The following is a 19651-nucleotide window of genomic DNA, read 5'->3' as shown; positions in this document are numbered from 1 at the left end:
CTACTCCTGCTCGGTCACGGAAAACGACCGGAGCTGATGAATGAAATCCTCCGCCTGGAGCTGCCGGCGAAGCCGTTCGTGCTGCTTTTCGTCTGCTTCGAGTGTAAACGCAAATTCGGCGAGTTCGCCGTGATACTGCATCTGCAGGGAGCGCATCTCCAAGCCCTCGCGGCTGAGCACGCCATTGATGTGCTCCAATACCGGCTCCGGCGTCTCCGTCGAGAACTGGTAGACCCAGCTCACGGGCTGCGGTATCCAGCGCTTTTCCATGCTGCCCAGGCCTTCCAGCACAAGCAGGATGAGCACGGTGGCCACCACGGCCACCAGAAGGTGCCCGCCGCCACATGCCATGCCGATCGATGCCACCACGAACAGGGTCGCCGCCGTGGTCAGCCCCAGCACGTTGCCGCGCGAATGCAGAATGGAGCCTGCGCCGATGAAGCCGATGCCCGGAATGATCTGCGCGGCAATGCGCGCGCTATCCGCGGGGGTGCCCGCCAGCGCCACGGAGAGAATGGTGAACATGGCCGCGCCAAAGCAGATGCAGATATTGGTGCGCAGCCCGGCCGGGCGATGATGCAGCGCGCGCTCCAGTCCGATGGCGCCGCCCAGCACTGTCGACAGCAACAGCCGCAGCAACACCTGCGTGACAAAGGTGGCTGCCTGCGGATGAAGACTGAGATCGAACAGGTGTCTGAGTTCGGGCATCGGCGTAGTCCTGCCGCAGAAGGGGGCGCGCGGCTTGCGAGATTGTAGCACCGGCCCGTTACAAACGAACGTGACGCAAAAGAAGAAGGCCACGCCGAAGCGTGGCCCTGCATCCTGCTACCGCCGGATTGCTCCGTCTGGAACAACCGGCCATTACTTTACTGTCCGGCTTCCGAGGCTCCGCTAGCTGCGGGGGCCACGGTCTCCACCCGGACGGGGTCCGCGACCGCGACGGCGGCGACGGTTGTTATTGTTGGCGCTGTGCGGACGGCGTTCGCCCTGAGCCTCAACCGCCATTCCTTCGCGGTTGAAGTTCGTCTCCTCGCCGCCTTCCTCTTCGGTATCGGCGTCATCGGCGCCGCCCTCGAAGGTGACGGACTCAGCCGAAGGCTCTTCGCTCGTCTCGTGCTCTTCCGCCTCGGCCGGAGCCGGGCTACCGCCCTGCTGGGCCGCGAGCTTCGCACGCTGCTCCTTCAGGATGGCCTTGCGCGACAACTTGATGCGGTTGCCTTCAACGGCCAGGACCTTGACCAGAATCTGGTCGCCTTCCTTCAGCTCGTCCTTTACGTCCTTAATACGGTGCTCGGCCACTTCCGAGATGTGCAGCAGGCCATCGGTGCCCGGCAGAATCTCGACGAAGGCGCCGAACTCGGCCAGACGGGTCACCTTGCCGAGGTAGGTCTTGCCAACCTCAGGCACGGCGGTGATCTCGCCGATCATCTGCAGAGCCTTCTCGGCGGCTGCCGCGTCGCTGGAAGCCACGCGCACGCTGCCATCGTCCTCGACGTCGATCTTGACGCCCGTGGCATCGACGATGCCGCGGATGATCTTGCCGCCGGGTCCGATCAGATCGCGGATCTTGTCTACCGGGATCTTCAGGTTGTAGAAGCGCGGAGCAAATTCGCTGACCTTCTCACGACCCTGGGTGATGACCTCGTTCATCTTGCCGAGGATGAACAGGCGTCCCTGCTTGGCCTGCGCGAGAGCTTCGCGCATGATCTGCGGGGTGATGCCCATGATCTTGATGTCCATCTGCAGCGCGGTGATGCCGTCGCTGGTACCGGCAACCTTGAAGTCCATGTCGCCGTAGTGGTCCTCGGCACCGGCGATGTCGGTCAGGATGGCGTACTTCTCGCCTTCCTTCACCAGGCCCATGGCCACGCCCGCAACCGGAGCGCGAAGCGGAACGCCGGCGTCCATCAGGCTCAGCGAGCCGCCGCAGACGGTCGCCATCGAGGACGAACCGTTGGATTCAAGAATGTCGCTGACCACGCGCATCGCGTAGGGGCACTCATCTTCCGGCGGAAGAACGGCCGTCAGAGCGCGCTCGGCAAGAGCGCCGTGGCCGATCTCGCGGCGACCGGCGCCACGCAGGAAGCTGACTTCGCCGACGGAGAACGGCGGGAAGTTGTAGTGCAGCATGAAGCGCTTCTTGGTCTCGCCTTCAAAGCGTTCCAGGCGCTGCATGTCTTCGCCCGTGCCCAGCGTGGTGGTGACCAGCGCCTGGGTTTCGCCGCGGGTGAAGATGGCCGAACCGTGGGTGCGGGGCAGCACGCCGGCTTCGATCCAGATCGGGCGGATCTGGTCGAACGCGCGTCCATCCGGACGGCGGCGGTCATTGGTGACCTGCTCGCGGAAGATATGCTCGCGCAGCATCTCGTAGTACTTGCCGAGCTTGGCGCGGCCTTCATCGTCATCCTCGGCCAGTTCCTTCTTCAGCTCGTCCTTGATCTCCTTGACCTTGGCGTAGCTTTCCAGCTTCGGATACTTCTCGGTGTTCAACGCGTCGGTCAGGCGCTCGCCAATCTTGGCGCGCAGCGCGCCGAGGTATTCCTCGTCAACGACCGGAGCCGCCACCACGCGCTTGGTCTTGCCTGCCTTGGCCGCCAGTTCGTTGATGGCCGCGCAGATCTTCTTGATCTCTTCGTGCGCGAACTCGATGGCATCCACCACGCGGTCTTCGAGCACTTCGTTGGCGCCGGCTTCAATCATCACGATGCCTTCGGCGGTGCCGACGACCATGATGTTCAGCTTTGACTCGTGCATCTCGGCATAGGTCGGATTGACCACGAACTGGTCATTCACCAGGCCGACGCGCACGGCGCCGATGGGGCCGCAGAACGGAATGTCGGAGATGCTCAGCGCGGCCGAGGCGCCGTTAATGGCGGCAACGTCCGGATCATTCTCGGTGTCAGCCGAAAGGACAAAGGCGATGACCTGCGTTTCGCAGCGGAAGCCTTCGGGGAACAGCGGACGGATGGGGCGGTCGATCTGGCGGCTGGTGAGAATTTCACGCTCGCTCGGGCGCCCTTCGCGCTTGATGAAGCCGCCGGGGATGCGTCCGCCGGCATAAGTGTATTCACGGTAGTCGACCGTGAGCGGGAAAAAGTCGATTCCCGCGCGAGGCTCTGCGTTGGCGCAGGCCGTGGCCAGAACGACGTTGTCTGCGATGCGGACCACGCAGGAGCCGTGCGCCTGCTTGGCGACCTTGCCGGTCTCAAACGAAATCGTTTTGCCGCCGCTGAGAGTAACGCTGACTTCTTGTTTCATGATCTTCCTTGTCTACGGAACGCGCCGTCACAATGTGGGGGTCCCCCGCGAAACTCGGGCGCTGCATACAGCAATGCCCTGCCCGTCGCAACAGGCTTTCGCGAGGCCACAGGATGGGATCGGTCTGGGTCAACTCGTGCGAAACCGCGGAGTGAATGCGCCGCCTTATAGATAGCAGTCACCGCCGGATTCTTGATCCGGATGCGACGGCCGGGCTGCGAATTCAGCCTGCACGTCGTTCCGCCAAAGACCACTCTGGCGGAGATGCAGTTCACCTGGCCGGAACTCGGCACAAACGCGACCGGGACGCTTGCGCGCCCCGGAAGCCAAACCTGGTTACTTGCGGATACCGAGCTTCGCGATGACCACCTTGTAGCGCTCGGTGTCGTACTTCTTCAGATAATCAAGCAAGCTTCGACGCTTGCTGACCATCATCAGAAGACCGCGGCGCGAGGCGTGGTCCTTCTTGTTGGCCCGGAAATGATCGGTCAACTGACCGATGCGCTCGCTCAACAGAGCGATCTGCACTTCTGGGCTGCCGGTATCGGTTGCGTGGGTCTGGAACTGCGAGATGACGTTGGATTTCTGCTCTCGGGCTAACACTGAAACTGACGCGCTCCTGCTCTTTGTCTCAATCCTGTAACAACTGAGAGGCTAACATATTGAGGGCGAAAGTGTAAAGCTTGAATTGCCCTGCACCCGGTGCAGACTACTTCACACCGTCCATTTCGGACTCATCGTGCAGATGCGGACGGCGCCCCTCGAGAAGCAATACGAGTTCCGAGCAGGCGGTCAAAGAGAAGTATTTGCCATCGGGAACGATGTCGCCATGTTCGTTGGCCAGCGAGGCACGCACTACAATCGCCGTGCGGCGATGCGATTCCTGAATGCCCTCCAATAGCTCCGGCAGGCTCCAGCCCGGCATCAGGCTGTCGAGAATCACAATATCAATGCAGGATTCCTTCAGAATGCGGCAGGCATCTTCCATCGCGCCGGCCTTGTGCACGATGTAGCCACGCGCGGCCAGATACATCCAGGCCTTACGGAAATCCTCCGTCTGCTCTCCTAGCATGAGAACAGAGGGAACCTGCTCGTCCCCTCCGAGACGAAGTTGAGAACTTAATTCACGCCACGACATTACATCTATTATCAAACACGGAGCGTCCCGCCGGAAGCGGAAAACCTCGCTTCACCTAAATTCACACTTCGTGATTGCCGGGCAAAAATCAGTTCTCCGTAGTACTTACCTTCCTGTCTTGCAGCCGTGAATTTATTTTTCCCGGCACGACTCCCCCTGCTCCGCCGCCACCATTGTGCAAGGCACTCCAGAATTCCACGCAGATGGATGACATTGTCGACCGCTTCCGCCAGGTGATTATATTCACCGCCGCGCAGGAATCGCCCGATATCGTCCCCGCATGCAGACCAAGACCATCGCATGGGCGCCCTTCGCAAATTGCATCTACATCCAGTTTTGACACTGCCGGGGTATTCATGCATACGTCTATGCGTATATATGTGATATTATGGCTCCGCGTAGGAGATTCTGTGATGAGAGAGTTGGACCAAATCTTTCGAGGCCTCGCGGATCAGACCCGCCTCCGAATTCTTAACCTTCTGATTCACGGTGAGCTGTGTGTGTGCGATATACAGCTCGTGCTGGAATCGGCTCAGCCCAATGTGTCGCGCCACCTTACCTATCTGAAGAACTCCGGGCTGATTCTTGACCGGCGTGAGGGCACGCGGATCTATTACCGCCTGGCTCAGCCAGCCGAGGGCGTCCACAAGCTGCTCTTTGCCTTTTTGAAAGAGGCGTTTCAAACCTCCCCGTCACTCTCGTCCGACGCGAAGAAGCTGAAGCGGGCGATCGAAACAGGAGCCAGCAACGCTCGCAAATGGAAGCCTTACTCGGCGCTGACGATGGACTTGCTCCACTCCAAAGCTCAACCGGTTCAGGACAAACTGAAATGAAGACAGTTCTCTGAATCCAGCGCAGCGTTTTCGTCAGTTGCGGCTGCGCCTGCATGAACCATTTCGTAATGAAGTGCGATGAAAACGCATTTCTTCCATGAACCAGAGAGAAGATCCGATGCCTGATAAACCCTGTTGCGAAGAACAAAGTTCACTGACCACCATTCCTGAGGCGTCGAAACCGCTAATGTCCACGCTGCTTGCGCGCTACGCAACTGGAGTGCTCGGACTCGCTGTGTGGTGGCTTCTCTATACGCATTTGGAGCGGTTTGCTGATTGGCTGTCGTTCCAGGTCTTCGGACTTTCCAAGGCCACTCGAATCGGCTCCGCGGCACAGTTCTTCATCTTCGAAACTCCGAAGGTGCTGATGCTGCTTACGATTGTCGTATTCGGCGTCGGCATTGTCCGGTCCTTTTTCACCCCGGAAAGGACACGGGCTATTCTCGCTGGTCAGCGGGAGTCCATCGGCAACGTGCTCGCGGCTCTGCTCGGAATCGTAACTCCGTTCTGCTCGTGTTCTGCGGTTCCTCTGTTCATCGGATTCGTCACCGCCGGTGTTCCGCTCGGTGTCACATTTTCGTTTCTTGTGGCTGCGCCCATGATCAATGAGGTCGCACTGGTCCTGTTATTCGGACTATTCGGATGGCGAACCGCCGCGATCTACGCTGGCACGGGACTGATAATTGCCATGCTCTCCGGCTGGATCATTGGACGGCTGCGAATGGAACGCTACGTCGAGTCCTGGGTATACGCCACGAAAACTGGCAGTCTTGAGCAGGACGAGACCATAACCTGGTCTCACCGTGTTCGCCTTGGTGCCGATGCCGTCCGTGACATTGTCGGCAAGGTCTGGCCATACGTCATTGCGGGCATCGCCATTGGTGCGGGCATCCACGGCTACGTTCCAGAAAATTTCATGGCCCACATCATGGGCAAAGCGGCGTGGTGGTCGGTTCCGGTCGCCGTACTCATTGGAGTGCCCATGTATTCCAACGCGGCGGGGATCATCCCAATCGTTCAAGCCTTGCTCGGAAAAGGTGCCGCGCTAGGAACGGTTCTGGCCTTCATGATGTCTGTCATCGGCCTGTCTTTGCCTGAGACGGTAATTCTGCGGAAGGTCCTGCGCCCGCAATTGATTGCCGCATTCGTCGGGGTAGTTGCCGTGGGCATTCTGATTGTGGGCTACATTTTCAATTCAATCATGTAAAGGAGAACTCATGATCAACATAACGGTCTACGGACCCGGTTGTGCCAAGTGCAAGGAAACTGAGAAGCGGGTGCGCAATGTCGTTGAGCAGACTGGAGTGCAGGCCAACGTGACCCATGCCACAGACTTTGCCGAGATGGCAAAGGCGGGCGTACTCATGACTCCGGCCGTCGCGATCGACGGCACGGTGAAACTCGCCGGGCGCGTGCCCAACGAAGACGAAATCAAATCCTGGCTTATCGCTTAGGCAGCAGAGTCACAACCACTCGTTTCCCTCGCGGGGCAGCTTGACTGCTAATTCCTGAATGATTTTCGAGTGAATGTGATTCGAGGGTCTTCGGTTACAAACAGTTTGGCTGCCCCCCAGGGATTCGAACCCCGATATGCCGCTCCAGAGGCGGCTGTCCTACCATTGAACGAGGGGGCAGCACATGAGCGCTCGGTAGCTATTGCTGGAACGCATCAACATTTTGATTCTACGGACACTATGCGGCGGCGTCAACCGTTCCAGAGCCTCTCGGCGCACTTTCTCGTCACAAAGTTGTGGAAAGTCGCACGCTCTCGCCGAATGCTCTGTGCACCGAACACGCCGGGGAAGCCCCGCTCCGCGTGCTAAACTTGAAGTGTTCTAGCCATGGCTACGATTCAGCGCAGAAAGACCTATACAACTCAGATTGGACACGTTCGCGTAGGTTCCGGCGCGCCAGTAATGGTGCAGTCGATGACCAACACGGACACCGCCGATATTGCCGCGACGGTTGAGCAGGTAGCGGCCCTGGCCCGCGCCGGCTCCGAAGTTGTCCGCGTGACGGTGAACAACGAGAAGGCCGCCGAGGCGGTGCCGCACATTGTGGAAGAGCTGGCGGCACGCGGCTTTGACGTCCCCATTGTCGGCGACTTCCACTACAACGGCCACAAGCTGCTCAAGCAGTTCCCTGCCTGCGCGCGCGCCCTGGCCAAGTACCGCATCAACCCCGGCAACGTCAGCATCGGCCGCAAGGACGACGACAACTTCCGCACCATGATTGAGTGCGCCATTGAGAACGGCAAGCCCGTCCGCATCGGCGTCAACTGGGGCTCGCTTGACCAGCAGATGCTCGTCCGGCTAATGGACGAAAACGCGAAGACCGCCAAGCCGCTCGACGGCAACACCGTGATGCAGGAAGCGATGATCCAGAGCGCGCTGCATTCGGCGGAGCTGGCGCAGAGCTACGGCCTTCCAGCGGATCGCATCATCCTGAGCGCCAAAGTCAGCGGCGTGCAGGATCTGGTCGACGTCTATCGCAAGCTGGCGGCGCGCTGCCAGTATCCGCTGCACCTGGGCCTGACCGAAGCCGGCATGGGCGCCAAGGGCATCGTGGCCTCCTCGGCCGCGCTGGCCATTCTGTTGGAGGAAGGCATCGGCGACACCATCCGCGTCTCGCTGACGCCGCAACCCGGCGGCGACCGCACCGAAGAAGTTCACGTGGCGCAGCAGATTCTGCAGTCGCTCGGCATGCGCAGCTTTGCCCCGCAGGTTACGGCCTGCCCCGGTTGCGGACGCACCACATCGAGCTACTTCCAGCATCTCGCGCAGAAGGTGCAAGGCTACATCCGCGAGCAGATGCCGGAGTGGAAGACGCGCTATGCGGGCGTGGAAGAGATGAAGTTGGCCGTGATGGGCTGCGTCGTCAACGGCCCCGGCGAAAGCAAGCACGCCAACATCGGCATCTCGCTGCCTGGCACGTTTGAGGAGCCGAAGGCCCCGGTCTACATCGACGGCAAGCTCTCGCTGACCTTGAAGGGCGACCACATCGCCGAGGAGTTCATGACCATCCTCAACGAGTACGTGGAATCGCACTACGCGAAGAAGTAGCGCACTGAATTTCGCAAGAAGAAGGCCGCCATTGCTGGCGGCCTTTGCAGTTTGAGATGGAATAGCGCGCTAGCTTGCGGTGGCCTCGGCGGCAAAGGCATTCACCTCATCGAGCGTGAGCGCGATTGCCTCCTGCGCGGCCTTCTCCACTTCTGCGGAGAGTCCGATGCCGAGCGTCTGATTGGGGTCGATGGTGATGGCAATCAGCCGCACGTCGGCCGGGGTCCCCATCAGGTAAAAGCTGTCGATGAGGTCCTTCAGGCCGATATCGTGCGCGGTCAGCGTGCGCGGGTAGTCCTTCGAGTATTTTGGAGAGAGCACCCGCACGGTGCCCACCGGATCGTCGGAGGCAGCGGCGTCGATGAGGACGACGCGCGCGGCCTGCTGCATCGGCTCCAGCAGGTAAAAGCTGCCGGTGCCGCCGTCAAGCAACTCCACATGCGCGGGCAGCGGCATCTTCTCCAGCCGCTGGACGACGTGGACGCCAACGCCCTCGTCGCCCATCAGCAGGTTGCCGATGCCCATCACCAGCAGCTTCCCTTCCCGCCTAGTCATTGTTGCGCCTTTCGAACTTCCATCCGCCGATGATGGCCGAGACCGTGCCGCGTCCTTCAATGTAGTCGTGGTAGAAGGACAGGTACACGTGCACCGGAATGAACAGAATGTAGAACCACATCAGCAGATGGTGCAGAAAGCGCACGTCGAATTCGCTGCCAAACAGCTTTACCACCCACTTGAAGCCCTGCGGCAACAACGCCAGGCTCATGCTCGAATAGAGCTGGAGTCCGGTGAGGATGGTGGTAACCGAGGCAACGAACAGGCCGACGTAAATCAGCGCCGCCAGCGCGTTGTGACCGGTGGAGATCGGGCCGTGCAGCTTCGTCTGCAACACGTCCGCCTTCAGCACTTCCACAATCTCGCGCTGCTGCCACTTCTTCAGCGGCAGAAAGCGCTTGAGCCGCGAATACTGGTTGCCCACAAGCCCCCAGTAGACGCGGAACACGAGATTGAAGATGAACAGAAACGCGAACAGGAAGTGCAGGAAGCGCACCGTCCCGAACCAATACTGTTGATAGGCCTCCGAGGCGTAGAACATGTGCATGGGCGCACCGATGAGAAAGCCGGTGACGCACAGCACGGCAATGCACGCCGCGTTGACCCAGTGGAAGACGCGCACCGGCAGCTCCCAGACGTATACGCGATGGTATTCGGCCGGACTCTGCGCGGTAGCGGCGTTGGCAAGGAATCCTGCTCCAGGCGCGCTCATCTCATCACTCCACATGGCACTGGCTCAGGTGCCGTCCTTCGGGATCGAAGAGGTGCACCGAGCAGGCCAGGCACGGGTCGAACGAGTGCAGCGTGCGGATGATCTCCAGCGGCTGTTCCAGGTTCGCCACGGGGCTGCCGATCAGCGACGCCTCAAACGCCGAGTGCTGGTTGTTGCCGTCGCGCGGAGAACCGTTCCATGTGGTCGGCACCACCATCTGGTAATTGAGGATCTTGCCGTCCTTGATCTTGATGTAGTGGGCCAGCGCGCCGCGCGGAGCCTCGGTCAGGCCCACGCCTTCGGCCTCCTTCGGCCACGTGCTCGGGTCCCACTTCTCGCCGTTGAAGGTGGAGGTCTCGTTGGTCTTCACCTGCTCCAGCAGCTCGTTGTAGAACTCCTTCATGTAGTGGACCACCATCTTCGCCTCGAGAGCACGCGCCGCCGTGCGGCCCAGCGTCGAATACATGGCCTCGAACGGCACGTTCAGCTTGCTGGTCAGCTCGCCTGCAACTTCCTTCACGTCCGTGTTGCCGCTGGCCATGGCCACCACCATGCGCGCCAGCGGGCCCACTTCCATCGGGTGGTCCTTCCAGCGCGGAGTCTTGATGAACGAATACTTCTGGCTGCCCTCCAGGGTCTTGAATGGAGGCTTCGGCCCCGTGTAGTGCAGCTTGGTCTCGCCCTTCGAGGGATGCACGCCTACGCCATCGCCCTCCTGATAGGTGTACCAGGAGCTGGAGATGTATTCCTTGATCTCGTCAACGTTCTTGGCGTTGACCGGGTGGACCGTCGAGAGGTCGCGGTTCAACACCACGCCGCGCGGGAACTTGTAATACTCCGGATGTCCGTAGCCGCGCGTCGGCAGGTCGCCATAGGCGAGGTAATTCTGCAGACCGCCGCCGATGCCTGCCCAGTCCTTGTAGAAACCGGCGATGGCGATGACGTCGGGCACATACACCTGCTCGATAAACTCCATGGCCTGGTTGATGAGCTTGCCCACGAAGTTCAAGCGCTCGGTGTTGATGGCGTTCACTTCGTCCACGTTGATGGAGCACGGCACGCCGCCGACGAGGAAGTTCGGATGCGGGTTCTTGCCGCCAAAGATGGCGTGAACCTTCACAATCTCCTTCTGCCACTCGAGTGCCTCAAGGTAGTGCGCCACGCCCAGCAGGTTGACCTCCGGCGGCAGCTTGAACTGCGGATGCCCCCAGTAGCCATTGGCGAAGATGCCCAGTTCGCCGCCGTCGACGAACTTCTTGATGCGCTGCTGCACCTCGCTGAAGTAGGCCGCGCTGCTCTTCGGGTACTTCGAGATCGACTGCGCGATGGCCGCCGTCTTCACCGGATCGGCCTTCAGCACACTCACCACATCAACCCAGTCGAGCGCGTGCAGGTGGTAGAAGTGCACCACATGGTCATGGAGCTGAATGGTGCACTCCATCAGGTTGCGGATCAGCTCGGCGGTGCGCGGAACCACGATGCCGAGCGCGTCTTCCACGGCGCGCACGCTGGTTAGCGAGTGGCAGCTGGTGCAGACTCCGCAGACGCGGCCGACGATGGCCCACGCGTCGCGCGGATCGCGGTCGCGCAGGATGATCTCCAGCCCGCGCACCATGGTGCCGGAGCTGAAGGCGTCCTTGATTATGCCGTTTTCGACCACGGCCTCAACGCGGAGGTGGCCCTCGATGCGGGTAACGGGATCAACAATTACGCGGGTCATTCGGCCTTCTCCTTGTTCTCCTGGCTTTCAGTGCCTTCAGCGTGAATCTCAGCAATCAGCTTCTGTTTGCGGATGTTGGTGGTGATGGCGTGTCCGGCGATGCCGGCCAGCGTCACCAGCCCGACGGCGGTGCCGACCGTGTCGGCCGTGCTCTCAATGCCAAAGCCCGGGAACGAACGCAGGTGCTGGTAGAACGGCCCGTTATCCCAGAATCCGGCCTCGGAGCAGCCAATGCAGCCATGGCCCGACTGAATCGGGTAGCTGACGCCTTCGTTCCACTTCACCACCGAACAGGCGTTGTAGGTAATGGGGCCGCGGCAGCCCATTTTGTAAAGGCAATAGCCCTTGCGAGCGTTCTCGTCGTCCCAGCTCTCGACGAACAATCCGGCGTCGTAGTTCGGGCGGCGGTAGCAGGTGTCATGCACGCGGCGTCCGTAAAACTCCTTCGGGCGTCCGAGGCTGTCCAAGGCCGGTGCGCGGCCGTTGACAAGCAGATGCGTCACCACGGCGGTCATCACGTCGGCAATCGGCGGACAGCCCGGCACGTTGATCACCGGCTGATCAATCAGTTTGTGAACCGGCGTGGCGCCGGTCGGGTTCGGATTGGCAGCCTGCACGCAGCCGTTGCTGGCGCAGGAGCCCCACGCGATGACAACCTGCGCGTCCTTGGCGCATTCCTTCAGAATGTCCTCGGCGGTACGTCCGCCGATCATGCAGTAAACGCCGCCGTCAGCGGTCGGAATGGCGCCTTCCACCATCAGAATGTATTTGCCCGGGAAGCGCTTCAGCGTGTCCTGCAGGCACTTTTCCGCCTGGAAGCCGGAAGCGGCCTGCAGCGTCTCCGTGTAGTTGAGCGAGACGGTGTCGAGAATGATGTCTGCCGCCAGCGGGTGCGAAGAACGAATGAACGACTCGCTGCAGCAGGTGCATTCCTGAAAATGAAGCCAGATGATGGGCGGGCGGGCCTGCTTCTCAAAAACCTCTGCCACCTTGGCGACTGCGCTGCCTTCCAGCCCGGCGACGACTGCGGCCATCGAGCAGAACTGCAGAAAATCGCGGCGGCTGTACCCCTTGGCCTGCATCGCCTCCCAAATTGTTGTTTTAGAGCGATCCATGTCCACCTCGAACTTGTTTAATCACTGCCCTGATACTGCCCCGCGCTTCCATGCACGGCGCGGACGGCAAAAGGTTATGATGCACATCGGAAACCGGCTTGTGCGCCGCATCACGACAGTTAAATAAGAATTCGGTTGAAGTTGTATTTTGGGAAGGTCCCCAAATCAGAGTCGCGGTCTTACCCGCTGCATGGGATACGGAAAGATTGCGTGCTCACAAAGCTCCGTTGCACATCTTTGCTGCTGAGACTGCGCGACACATCCAGAGCTGCGCTACAATCGGTTTCCATTTGAAAAGTATAAATAGAAACGGCCAAGATGGATGTTGAAAACCTGCCTGCTTTGATTGATTTTCACAATGTCACGGTGATGCGCGGAGCAACTCGCGCGCTCAACCAGTTTTCCCTGCGTATAGGCCCGCGCGAAAACGTTGCCATCATCGGGCCAAACGGCTGCGGCAAATCCACGCTGCTGAAGACCATCACGCGCGAACTCTACCCGGTATCCACTCCGGATTCACACGCGCTCATCTTCGGGCGCGACCGCTGGGTGACGGCTGAAATGCGCCAGCAGCTCGGCATCATCACCAATGACCTGTTTGCGCAAAGCTGGGCCAATCCGACGGGCCGCGAAATGGTGCTCTCCGGCTTTTTCGCCAGCTTCGGGCTGTGGTCTCACATGGTCGTCACCGCGGAGATGGAGCAGCGCGCCACCGAGGTGCTCGAGCTGTTGGGCGCGGCAAAACTTGCCGCTAAACGCTACCGCGAGCTCTCCAGCGGCGAGCGCAAGCGGCTCGTACTGGGCCGCGCGTTGGTGCACCGTCCAAGCGCGCTCATTCTCGACGAGCCGAGCGACAGCCTTGATCTGGCGGCGCTCAAGGCACTGCAACGGAATCTCCGCACACTTGCCCAGCAGGGCGTCTCCATCATCCTTGTGACGCACCATCTGCACGAGATCATTCCGGAAATCACGCGCGTGGTGCTGCTCAAGGATGGGCAGGTCTTCCGCGACGGCAGCAAGCCCGAGGTGCTCACCCGCGAAAACCTCTCCGCCGCCTATGGCGACACCATCGAACCCGTCGAGCACAACGGCTATTACCAGTTCTGGTAGGCCGGGACCACAATTTCCACGCACTGGCACAGCGCACACGCCGCGCCAGCTTTGCTATCATCAGGCATTCCCATGCGATTGATCATCCGTTCTTCCGAGATCCACGCGGCCGGTGTCTTCACGCTCGACCGCATCCCCAAGGGCACGCGCGTTGTCGAGTACACGGGCGAGCGCATCAAGCACGACCTGGCCGACGAACTCTACAAGGAGCGGCCTTACACCTACCTGTTCGGCGTCGGCGACGGCACCAACGTCATTGACGGCTTCGGCATGTCGATGTACCTGAACCACTCCTGCGCGCCCAATTGCGAGACCGAAGAGGACGAAGACGAGCGCGTCTGGATTGTGGCCACGCGCAACATTGAGCCGGGCGAGGAGTTGGTCTATGACTACTTTCTCTATGACGGCGAAGGTGAGGCCCCCTGCACCTGCGGCGCAAAGAAGTGCCGCGGCACCATGTACTCTCCCAAGGAATTGAAGAAGCGCGAACGCGCCAAGAAGGCCGCTGAGCGCAAGAAGAGGGCTGCCGCCCGCAAGCGCCGCCTCACCCGGCAGGCGAAGAAGCAGGCCGCCGCAAAGTAGTTTTTTGTCGGGCTCAAACGCAAAAATGCCTGCACCGGAGTGCAGGCATTTCGTTTTACTGAAAATCCGAGGGCTATTTGAAGGAGCCGGCGGCCACTTCCACGGTATCCTTCACGTCGAAGACGGTCAGCAGCTTGGTCACCTGCAGCAACTGGTTGACGCGCGAAGCCACCTCTGCCAGCTTGATCTCCGCACCGGCATTCTTTGCCGAGCTGTACAAGCCGACCAGAGTTCCCAGGCCACCGCTGTCGATGTAGGTCACGTCGCGCAGGTTGAGCACGATCTTCTTGGTGCCTTCGCTGATGAGCACCTTCACCTTGTCCCGCAGCATGCCGGATTCGTCGCCGAATACCAGGCGTCCGCTGAGGTCCAGTACCAGCACTCCATCCACTACACGGTCGCTAATCTTCAATTCCATAGTCAGCTCCACCCTTAGTCAAAAAACCGTAGTGCCACAATACAGCGTTCATCAGCGGTTGGCAACCCTCCGCAATCCGCGCCATTTTGCGGCTCATATGACCTAATACGCAGGGAATCCCTCATGGTTCCCCGCCCCGGAAACATTTCCCGTCGAATGCGTGTCTACGCCTCCGGCGGCTTCCCTTATAATGGAGCCGTCCATGAGCTACACGGTCCTCGCACGCAAGTACCGCCCGCAGAAGTTCGCCGACGTCATTGGCCAGGAGCACGTGACGCGCACCCTGAAGAACGCGCTGGAACAGCAGCGCATTGCCCACGGCTACATCTTCAGCGGACACCGCGGCATCGGCAAAACCACCATCGCGCGCATTCTCGCCATGGCGCTCAACTGCAAGTCGAGCGACCGCCCCGTGTCCGAACCGTGCGGCGTCTGCGAGAGCTGCCGCGAGATCCGCGAGGGTTCGGTCGGCGCAATGGACGTCATCGAAATCGATGCGGCCACCAATCGCGGCATCGAGGAGGTGCGCGGCCTCATCGCCACCGCCACCGCCGAGCCTGCGCGCGACCGCTACCGCATCTTCATCCTCGACGAAGCGCACCAGGTCACCGACGCCGCCTTTAACGCGCTGCTGAAGACCCTGGAAGAGCCGCCCGAGTGGGTCGTCTTCATGATGGCCACCACGCAGCCTGAGGATATTCCGCAGACCATCCGCTCGCGCTGCCAGCACTTCTCGTTTCACGCCGTCAAATTCGACGACATCATGAGCCAGCTCCGGCACATCTCCGAGGCCGAGCACCTGACCGTCGACGATGGCGCGCTGGCGCTGCTGGCCGAGGCCGGCGACGGCTCCATGCGCGACGCACTCAGCATCATGGACCAGGCCATTGCCTGCTGCGGCACCACCCTCTCCGAGCAGGACGTGCGCGGCCTCATCGGCAGCGTGGCCAGCGACGTGATGGAACAGGTGCTCGACGCCGTCTCGCGCAATTCCAGCGAGGACGTGCTGCGCATCATCGACAAGCTGTTGGTGGAAGGCCAGAGCCCCACGCACTTTGCGCGCCAGATGGTGCGCTTCCTGCGCAATGCGCTGGTGGCCAAGGTGGGCGGCAGCGAAACATCGCTGCTGCAAATTTCAAGCGATGAAAAGGCCCGGGTGGCGCGCGTGGCCGAAAAGTTCAGCGAAGAAGACCTGACGCGCTTTCTCCAGATCATGCTGCGCACGCACGGCGACGTCAGCTACAAGCAGGAGCAGCGCTTCCATCTCGAACTCGGCCTGCTGAAGCTGGTGCATGCGCAGCGGCTGTTGCCGCTGGAGCAACTGCTGAGCAACGCAAAGCTCGACGCACCAGCGCCCGCGCATAGCTCGCAACCCGCACGCACCGCGCCGCCCAGTTTGAGCAACACGCGCCCCGCTCCCTCGGCCCCCGGTGGCGGCGTCTCGGCATACCGCCCGGCTGCGCCGCGCACCTCTCCGTTTGAGGCCGACCGACAGCGTAAGTCCACGCCACCCAGCGGCGGCAACACGGAGATGAGCACTTCAACGGAAGCACCTGCCTCCGCTCCGCAGGTTACCCCGTTCTCGCCACGCACCTTTGGCGGCGCATCGCCTTCGCCCTTCCCGGCGGCTTCCGCCCCGGCCCGCGCGCAGGTGGTGCAAATGGGCTCGAACATGGCCGTGCACGCGCCCACCTCACAGAACAATGCTGGCGCGTGGAATCTCGAGGCCGTGCGCGAGGCCGTGATCAACGATTTTGAACGCGCCGGGCAGCAAACGCTCGTCGATAAGCTCGAGGCCGGCGAGTGGCGCGCGGAAGGCGCACAGGCTATCGTCGTTGTCGACTGGTCGGCACAGATGATCGGCTTCAGCTACGGCACAGAACTGAAGCGCACCGCAAACCAGTCGGCCTGCAAGGCCGCCGGAACCACCGTGCACGTCACGCTGGTGAGCGGCGCCCCGGTGGCACAGGCCACGCGCGCGCCGCGCAAGTCGAGCGGCGGCAACCTGCGCGCGCTCGCCATGGATGAGCCGGTGGTCAAGCGCCTGCAGGAAAAGTTCAAGGCGGAAATTCGCAGCATCATTGAGCCGAGAGATTAGCTGCGCAAAAATACGCGGGCGGTACTGCGGCAGCGCGAAAATCGAAACGAGCCGACCTGCGAGGCAGCCCCGGCGGAGGAACCATGAACCCCAATCAGATTCAGGAAATGATGCAGCGCGCGCAGCAGATGCAGCAGCAAATGCAGGAGAAGCTGGCGCAAACCGTGGTCGAGGCCAGCGCGGGCGGCGGCGCCGTTACCGTGAAGATGAACGGCACCAAGCAGGTGCTGGGCGTCACCATTGCTCCCGACGCCACGCAGGACGTTGAAATGCTGCAGGACCTTGTGATGGCCGCCGTCAATGAAGCGGGCCGCAAGGTTGACCAGGCCGCGCAAGGCGCCATCGGCGGAATGCTGGGCGGCATGGGCCTGCCCCCGGGATTGTTCTAGATTTTCGAATTGTTAATTTGAGAATCTTCGAATTTCTATCTTCGTCGCCGACCTTCTCTTACGGTCCGGTCAGACGAGGGTTTCAATTCGAAATTGTTGAAATTCTCAAATTCGAAAATTCTGCCGCGAACCGCATAGAAGGCTACTTACCCATTATGTCCAAGTTTGCCGAGCCGATGGCTCGCCTCATTGACGAATTGAAGAAGCTGCCGGGCGTCGGTTCCAAGAACGCGCAACGGCTGGCGTTCCATATTCTGCGCTCGCCGGAGGAAGACGCGGAGGCGCTCGCCGCGGCCATCCACGAGATCAAGCAGAAGCTGCATCTCTGCTCGGTGTGCAACAACATCACCGACGTCGATCCCTGCTCGTACTGCTCCAGCGCCACCCGCAACCAGCGCGTCATCTGCGTGGTGGAGGAGCCGACAAACATTGCGGCCATCGAGAAGGGACACAACTACAACGGCGTTTACCATGTTCTGCACGGCACGCTCTCGCCCATCCACGGCGTGGGGCCGGAGCACCTTCGCATCGGCAACCTGTCAAAACGGGTGGAAGATGGCGCGGCCGATGAAGTGATCCTCGCGACCAACCCGACCGTCGAGGGCGAGGCCACCGCGACCTATCTGGCGAAGATGTTGCGCCCGATGGGAGTGAAGGTCACGCGCATTGCCACCGGCCTGCCCGCGGGCAGCGATATTGAGTATGCCGACGAGGTCACGCTGCAGAAGGCGCTCGAAGGACGCCGCGAGCTTTAGCCTTTCGGCTCCCGCAGACGCACAAACGCCCCGCAATTGGCGGGGCGTTTCACTTTTTAGATGTCTTCTGGCTCTCAACCTTCCGAAACCTTACGCACTTTTCGAAACCTGCCGACACCTTCCCCTATAGCGTCACCGTCTCGCCGCTCTGCTGCTCAATCAGGCGCGACATCAGTTCCTTCAGCCGCTCGCCGGTACGCGGAAAGACGAAGTCACCGGCCGCAAAATCCCAGTCGAGCTTGAAGCTGGTCGACAGCGCCGAGATCCATATCTGCTGCACCGCCGAGTTGGGGGAGATGACGAAGGTTCCAGCCGGGTCCTCAAAGTTCATGTGGAGCGCGCCGCCGCGCTCTTCCACTTCGTAACCGCCGGCATCCTCCGCGTTGTAGAGCGCGCGCTTCAACTTCTCCAGCGCAGCGTCGGACTTTTTTTCGAATTCCTTCCCGTCCATCATGTGCCTAGTCTCGGATGTTCCCTGAAAAGTTGCAAGCATCTGGTGCGCCGCGCGCGAAGAAAAACGAGCGGGACAATCCTCCGCCCTGCCCATGCCGCCGATATCGGTTTCAGCGCTCCACTGGAGCAGCGGGAGGCGTCACCGGAGCTTCGGAAAGCTTCGGGCTGGCCGCCGGAATCACAACATATCGGTCGAGACGCACGCGCAGTCCCGTGTTTGGCGGAAGTTCCACGTCGCGTCCCTGGGTAGCAAGCACGTAACCGCCACCGGCAATGGCGCCGATGAGCGCGCCCTTCAAAGCGCTGCCGAAGATGAGTCCGGCAAGCGTGCCGCCGCCCGCACCCACGCCGACGTCGCGCGCCGTCTCACGGCCACTCGCGCCCTTGGCATCCACATCGCCAGACTCGTTGGTGGAAGCATTCACCCGCGTGGAAGATTCATTGATGCCGATCAAGGAGGCTTCCATCGGGAGCAATTCCCCGCCCTCAAGCATCAGATCGGTAAAGCGAAGGTTCAGCCGCGCGCGCGCGTTGCGCATGGAGCCGAACAGCTTGCCGCGCTCGATTCCGGCAATGCGTCCGCGAACGCGCGCACCGCTCGGCACCAGCACCTGGCCGTCTTTGTTGCGCAGCGGCTCCATCAGCGTGGCCGTAAATTCGTCGCCCGCCTGCGAAGTCTTGCTGGAGATCGCCGCGTCGAGCGAGGCGCGTATCTCCGTGCCTGCGTCCAGCAGCCTCTCCATGGGAATCTCCGTTTCTCCGGTGGCGGGCGCAGGGCGCGGCTTTAGTTCCGGAGCTGGCGGAGCATCTGGAGGCGGAACGGGGGGCTCCTGGGCCGCGGCGGCCAACGTCCACAGCAGCACACAGGCCAGAAGGATGCAAAGTCGTTTCATCGGAACCTCCACCCAGACACACTACTCCCAACAGCATATCAAGTCGAAACACGCGCGGCAGCAAAGAGTTGCTGTGCACTTGCGCCTTCGTTGCCCGCAAGCGTTTAATTTTAGAGACGACTATTGATTGAGCGGACCCGAGATTGCCGCCAGCATTGGATGATGGATGAGTTTGCAGCCTGGCAAGACCAAAGTTCTGATTGTTGATGATGAACGCATCATTGCGGACACCCTTGCATTAATCCTGAGCCACGCGGGCTTTGATGCCTTTGCCCTCTATTCCGGCGAGGCCGCACTGGAGCGCGCCAGAAAGAATCCCCCAGATCTGTTCCTATCTGACATTTCTCTGTCCGGCATGAACGGCGTCGAAACCGCCATGCACGTCCACCAGATGCTGCCTGACTGCCGTATCGTTCTGTTCTCCGGGCAGGCTTACACCGCCGAACTGGTGAACCAGGCTCGGGCATCGAGGCTCCCCTTTGAACTGATTGCCAAACCCATTCATCCGGCGGAGCTGATCGAACTGCTGCGGCGGCAGGCCGAACTTCCGGCAGACTGAA

General features: G+C 61.0%; 21 protein-coding genes and 1 tRNA gene. 10 read left to right on the top strand and 12 right to left on the bottom strand.

What is annotated here, in order from left to right; genetic code table 11:
* The 4 genes from AC6IZO_RS04390 to AC6IZO_RS04375 form a co-directional block, all read right to left on the bottom strand.
* Positions 1 to 708, bottom strand: a complete 708-nt coding sequence (locus AC6IZO_RS04390; RefSeq protein WP_497808362.1) for an MgtC/SapB family protein — start codon at positions 706 to 708, stop codon at positions 1 to 3.
* 183 nt (positions 709 to 891) lie between these two features.
* Positions 892 to 3258, bottom strand: coding sequence for a polyribonucleotide nucleotidyltransferase (pnp, locus tag AC6IZO_RS04385; protein WP_497808360.1), 2367 nt, complete (start codon positions 3256 to 3258; stop codon positions 892 to 894).
* 336 nt (positions 3259 to 3594) lie between these two features.
* Positions 3595 to 3861, bottom strand: coding sequence for a 30S ribosomal protein S15 (rpsO, locus tag AC6IZO_RS04380; protein ID WP_497808358.1), 267 nt, complete (start codon positions 3859 to 3861; stop codon positions 3595 to 3597).
* Positions 3862 to 3967: 106 nt separating this feature from the next.
* Positions 3968 to 4396: a hypothetical protein gene (locus AC6IZO_RS04375; RefSeq protein ID WP_497808356.1), complete on the bottom strand. Its 429-nt coding sequence runs from the start codon at positions 4394 to 4396 to the stop codon at positions 3968 to 3970.
* 413 nt (positions 4397 to 4809) lie between these two features.
* On the opposite strand from AC6IZO_RS04375, the gene AC6IZO_RS04370 reads away from it, so the two are divergent.
* From AC6IZO_RS04370 to AC6IZO_RS04360, 3 genes are all read left to right on the top strand, one after another.
* Positions 4810 to 5229, top strand: coding sequence for an ArsR/SmtB family transcription factor (locus tag AC6IZO_RS04370; protein WP_497808355.1), 420 nt, complete (start codon positions 4810 to 4812; stop codon positions 5227 to 5229).
* 118 nt (positions 5230 to 5347) lie between these two features.
* Positions 5348 to 6436, top strand: coding sequence for a permease (locus AC6IZO_RS04365; protein WP_497808354.1), 1089 nt, complete (start codon positions 5348 to 5350; stop codon positions 6434 to 6436).
* 10 nt (positions 6437 to 6446) lie between these two features.
* A complete protein-coding gene (locus AC6IZO_RS04360; RefSeq protein ID WP_497808352.1) occupies positions 6447 to 6683 on the top strand; it encodes a thioredoxin family protein in 237 nt (78 codons plus the stop codon).
* Between the two features lie 106 nt (positions 6684 to 6789).
* On the opposite strand, the gene AC6IZO_RS04355 is transcribed toward AC6IZO_RS04360, so the two are convergent.
* Positions 6790 to 6863, bottom strand: a tRNA-Gln gene (locus AC6IZO_RS04355).
* Between the two features lie 207 nt (positions 6864 to 7070).
* On the opposite strand from AC6IZO_RS04355, the gene ispG reads away from it, so the two are divergent.
* A complete protein-coding gene (gene ispG, locus AC6IZO_RS04350) occupies positions 7071 to 8291 on the top strand; it encodes a flavodoxin-dependent (E)-4-hydroxy-3-methylbut-2-enyl-diphosphate synthase (RefSeq protein ID WP_497808350.1) in 1221 nt (406 codons plus the stop codon).
* Positions 8292 to 8360: 69 nt separating this feature from the next.
* Here ispG and AC6IZO_RS04345 read toward each other — a convergent pair whose 3' ends face one another.
* From AC6IZO_RS04345 to AC6IZO_RS04330, 4 genes are read right to left on the bottom strand one after another with little or no spacing between them, the layout of a single operon-like run.
* A complete protein-coding gene (locus AC6IZO_RS04345) occupies positions 8361 to 8846 on the bottom strand; it encodes a hydrogenase maturation protease (protein WP_497808349.1) in 486 nt (161 codons plus the stop codon).
* Positions 8839 to 9558: a Ni/Fe-hydrogenase, b-type cytochrome subunit gene (cybH, locus tag AC6IZO_RS04340; protein ID WP_497808348.1), complete on the bottom strand. Its 720-nt coding sequence runs from the start codon at positions 9556 to 9558 to the stop codon at positions 8839 to 8841. Before cybH ends, AC6IZO_RS04345 begins: the two co-directional genes overlap by 8 nt.
* A 4-nt stretch (positions 9559 to 9562) precedes the next feature.
* Entirely contained in the window at positions 9563 to 11278 is a 1716-nt protein-coding gene (locus tag AC6IZO_RS04335; RefSeq protein WP_497808346.1) for a nickel-dependent hydrogenase large subunit, read from the bottom strand.
* Positions 11275 to 12393 (bottom strand): hydrogenase small subunit, encoded by a 1119-nt coding sequence (locus AC6IZO_RS04330; protein WP_497808344.1) that lies wholly within the window; start codon positions 12391 to 12393, stop codon positions 11275 to 11277. The genes AC6IZO_RS04335 and AC6IZO_RS04330 overlap by 4 nt, the downstream gene beginning before the upstream one ends.
* A gap of 318 nt (positions 12394 to 12711) precedes the next feature.
* On the opposite strand from AC6IZO_RS04330, the gene AC6IZO_RS04325 reads away from it, so the two are divergent.
* Together AC6IZO_RS04325 and AC6IZO_RS04320 are read left to right on the top strand one after the other, a co-directional pair.
* Positions 12712 to 13503 carry an ABC transporter ATP-binding protein gene (locus AC6IZO_RS04325; protein WP_497808343.1) on the top strand — a complete coding sequence of 264 codons (792 nt, stop codon included), beginning with the start codon at positions 12712 to 12714 and terminating at the stop codon, positions 13501 to 13503.
* A gap of 72 nt (positions 13504 to 13575) precedes the next feature.
* Positions 13576 to 14085: an SET domain-containing protein gene (locus tag AC6IZO_RS04320; protein WP_497808342.1), complete on the top strand. Its 510-nt coding sequence runs from the start codon at positions 13576 to 13578 to the stop codon at positions 14083 to 14085.
* Positions 14086 to 14158: 73 nt separating this feature from the next.
* Here the strand turns inward: AC6IZO_RS04320 and AC6IZO_RS04315 are convergent, their stop codons facing one another.
* A complete protein-coding gene (locus tag AC6IZO_RS04315) occupies positions 14159 to 14503 on the bottom strand; it encodes an STAS domain-containing protein (RefSeq protein WP_497808341.1) in 345 nt (114 codons plus the stop codon).
* Positions 14504 to 14705: 202 nt separating this feature from the next.
* Here AC6IZO_RS04315 and dnaX point away from each other — a divergent pair, with 202 nt between their 5' ends.
* From dnaX to recR, 3 genes are all read left to right on the top strand, one after another.
* Positions 14706 to 16601, top strand: a complete 1896-nt coding sequence (dnaX, locus tag AC6IZO_RS04310) for a DNA polymerase III subunit gamma/tau (protein WP_497808340.1) — start codon at positions 14706 to 14708, stop codon at positions 16599 to 16601.
* 83 nt (positions 16602 to 16684) lie between these two features.
* Positions 16685 to 16990, top strand: a complete 306-nt coding sequence (locus tag AC6IZO_RS04305) for a YbaB/EbfC family nucleoid-associated protein (RefSeq protein ID WP_497808339.1) — start codon at positions 16685 to 16687, stop codon at positions 16988 to 16990.
* A gap of 155 nt (positions 16991 to 17145) precedes the next feature.
* Positions 17146 to 17745, top strand: coding sequence for a recombination mediator RecR (gene recR / locus AC6IZO_RS04300; RefSeq protein WP_497808338.1), 600 nt, complete (start codon positions 17146 to 17148; stop codon positions 17743 to 17745).
* A gap of 124 nt (positions 17746 to 17869) precedes the next feature.
* Here the strand turns inward: recR and cyaY are convergent, their stop codons facing one another.
* Entirely contained in the window at positions 17870 to 18199 is a 330-nt protein-coding gene (cyaY, locus tag AC6IZO_RS04295) for an iron donor protein CyaY (protein WP_497808337.1), read from the bottom strand.
* A 109-nt stretch (positions 18200 to 18308) separates the two neighbouring features.
* Positions 18309 to 18941, bottom strand: coding sequence for a hypothetical protein (locus AC6IZO_RS04290; protein WP_497808336.1), 633 nt, complete (start codon positions 18939 to 18941; stop codon positions 18309 to 18311).
* Positions 18942 to 19257: 316 nt separating this feature from the next.
* Here AC6IZO_RS04290 and AC6IZO_RS04285 point away from each other — a divergent pair, with 316 nt between their 5' ends.
* Complete coding sequence (locus AC6IZO_RS04285; protein WP_497808335.1) at positions 19258 to 19650, top strand: response regulator; 393 nt, start codon at positions 19258 to 19260, stop codon at positions 19648 to 19650.
* Position 19651: the final 1 nt, after the last annotated feature.

This window comes from Oryzophilus luti (assembly GCF_059726245.1).
The sequence above is the reverse complement of the archived record's forward strand: the minus strand, read 5'-3'. Positions and strand labels throughout refer to the sequence as shown.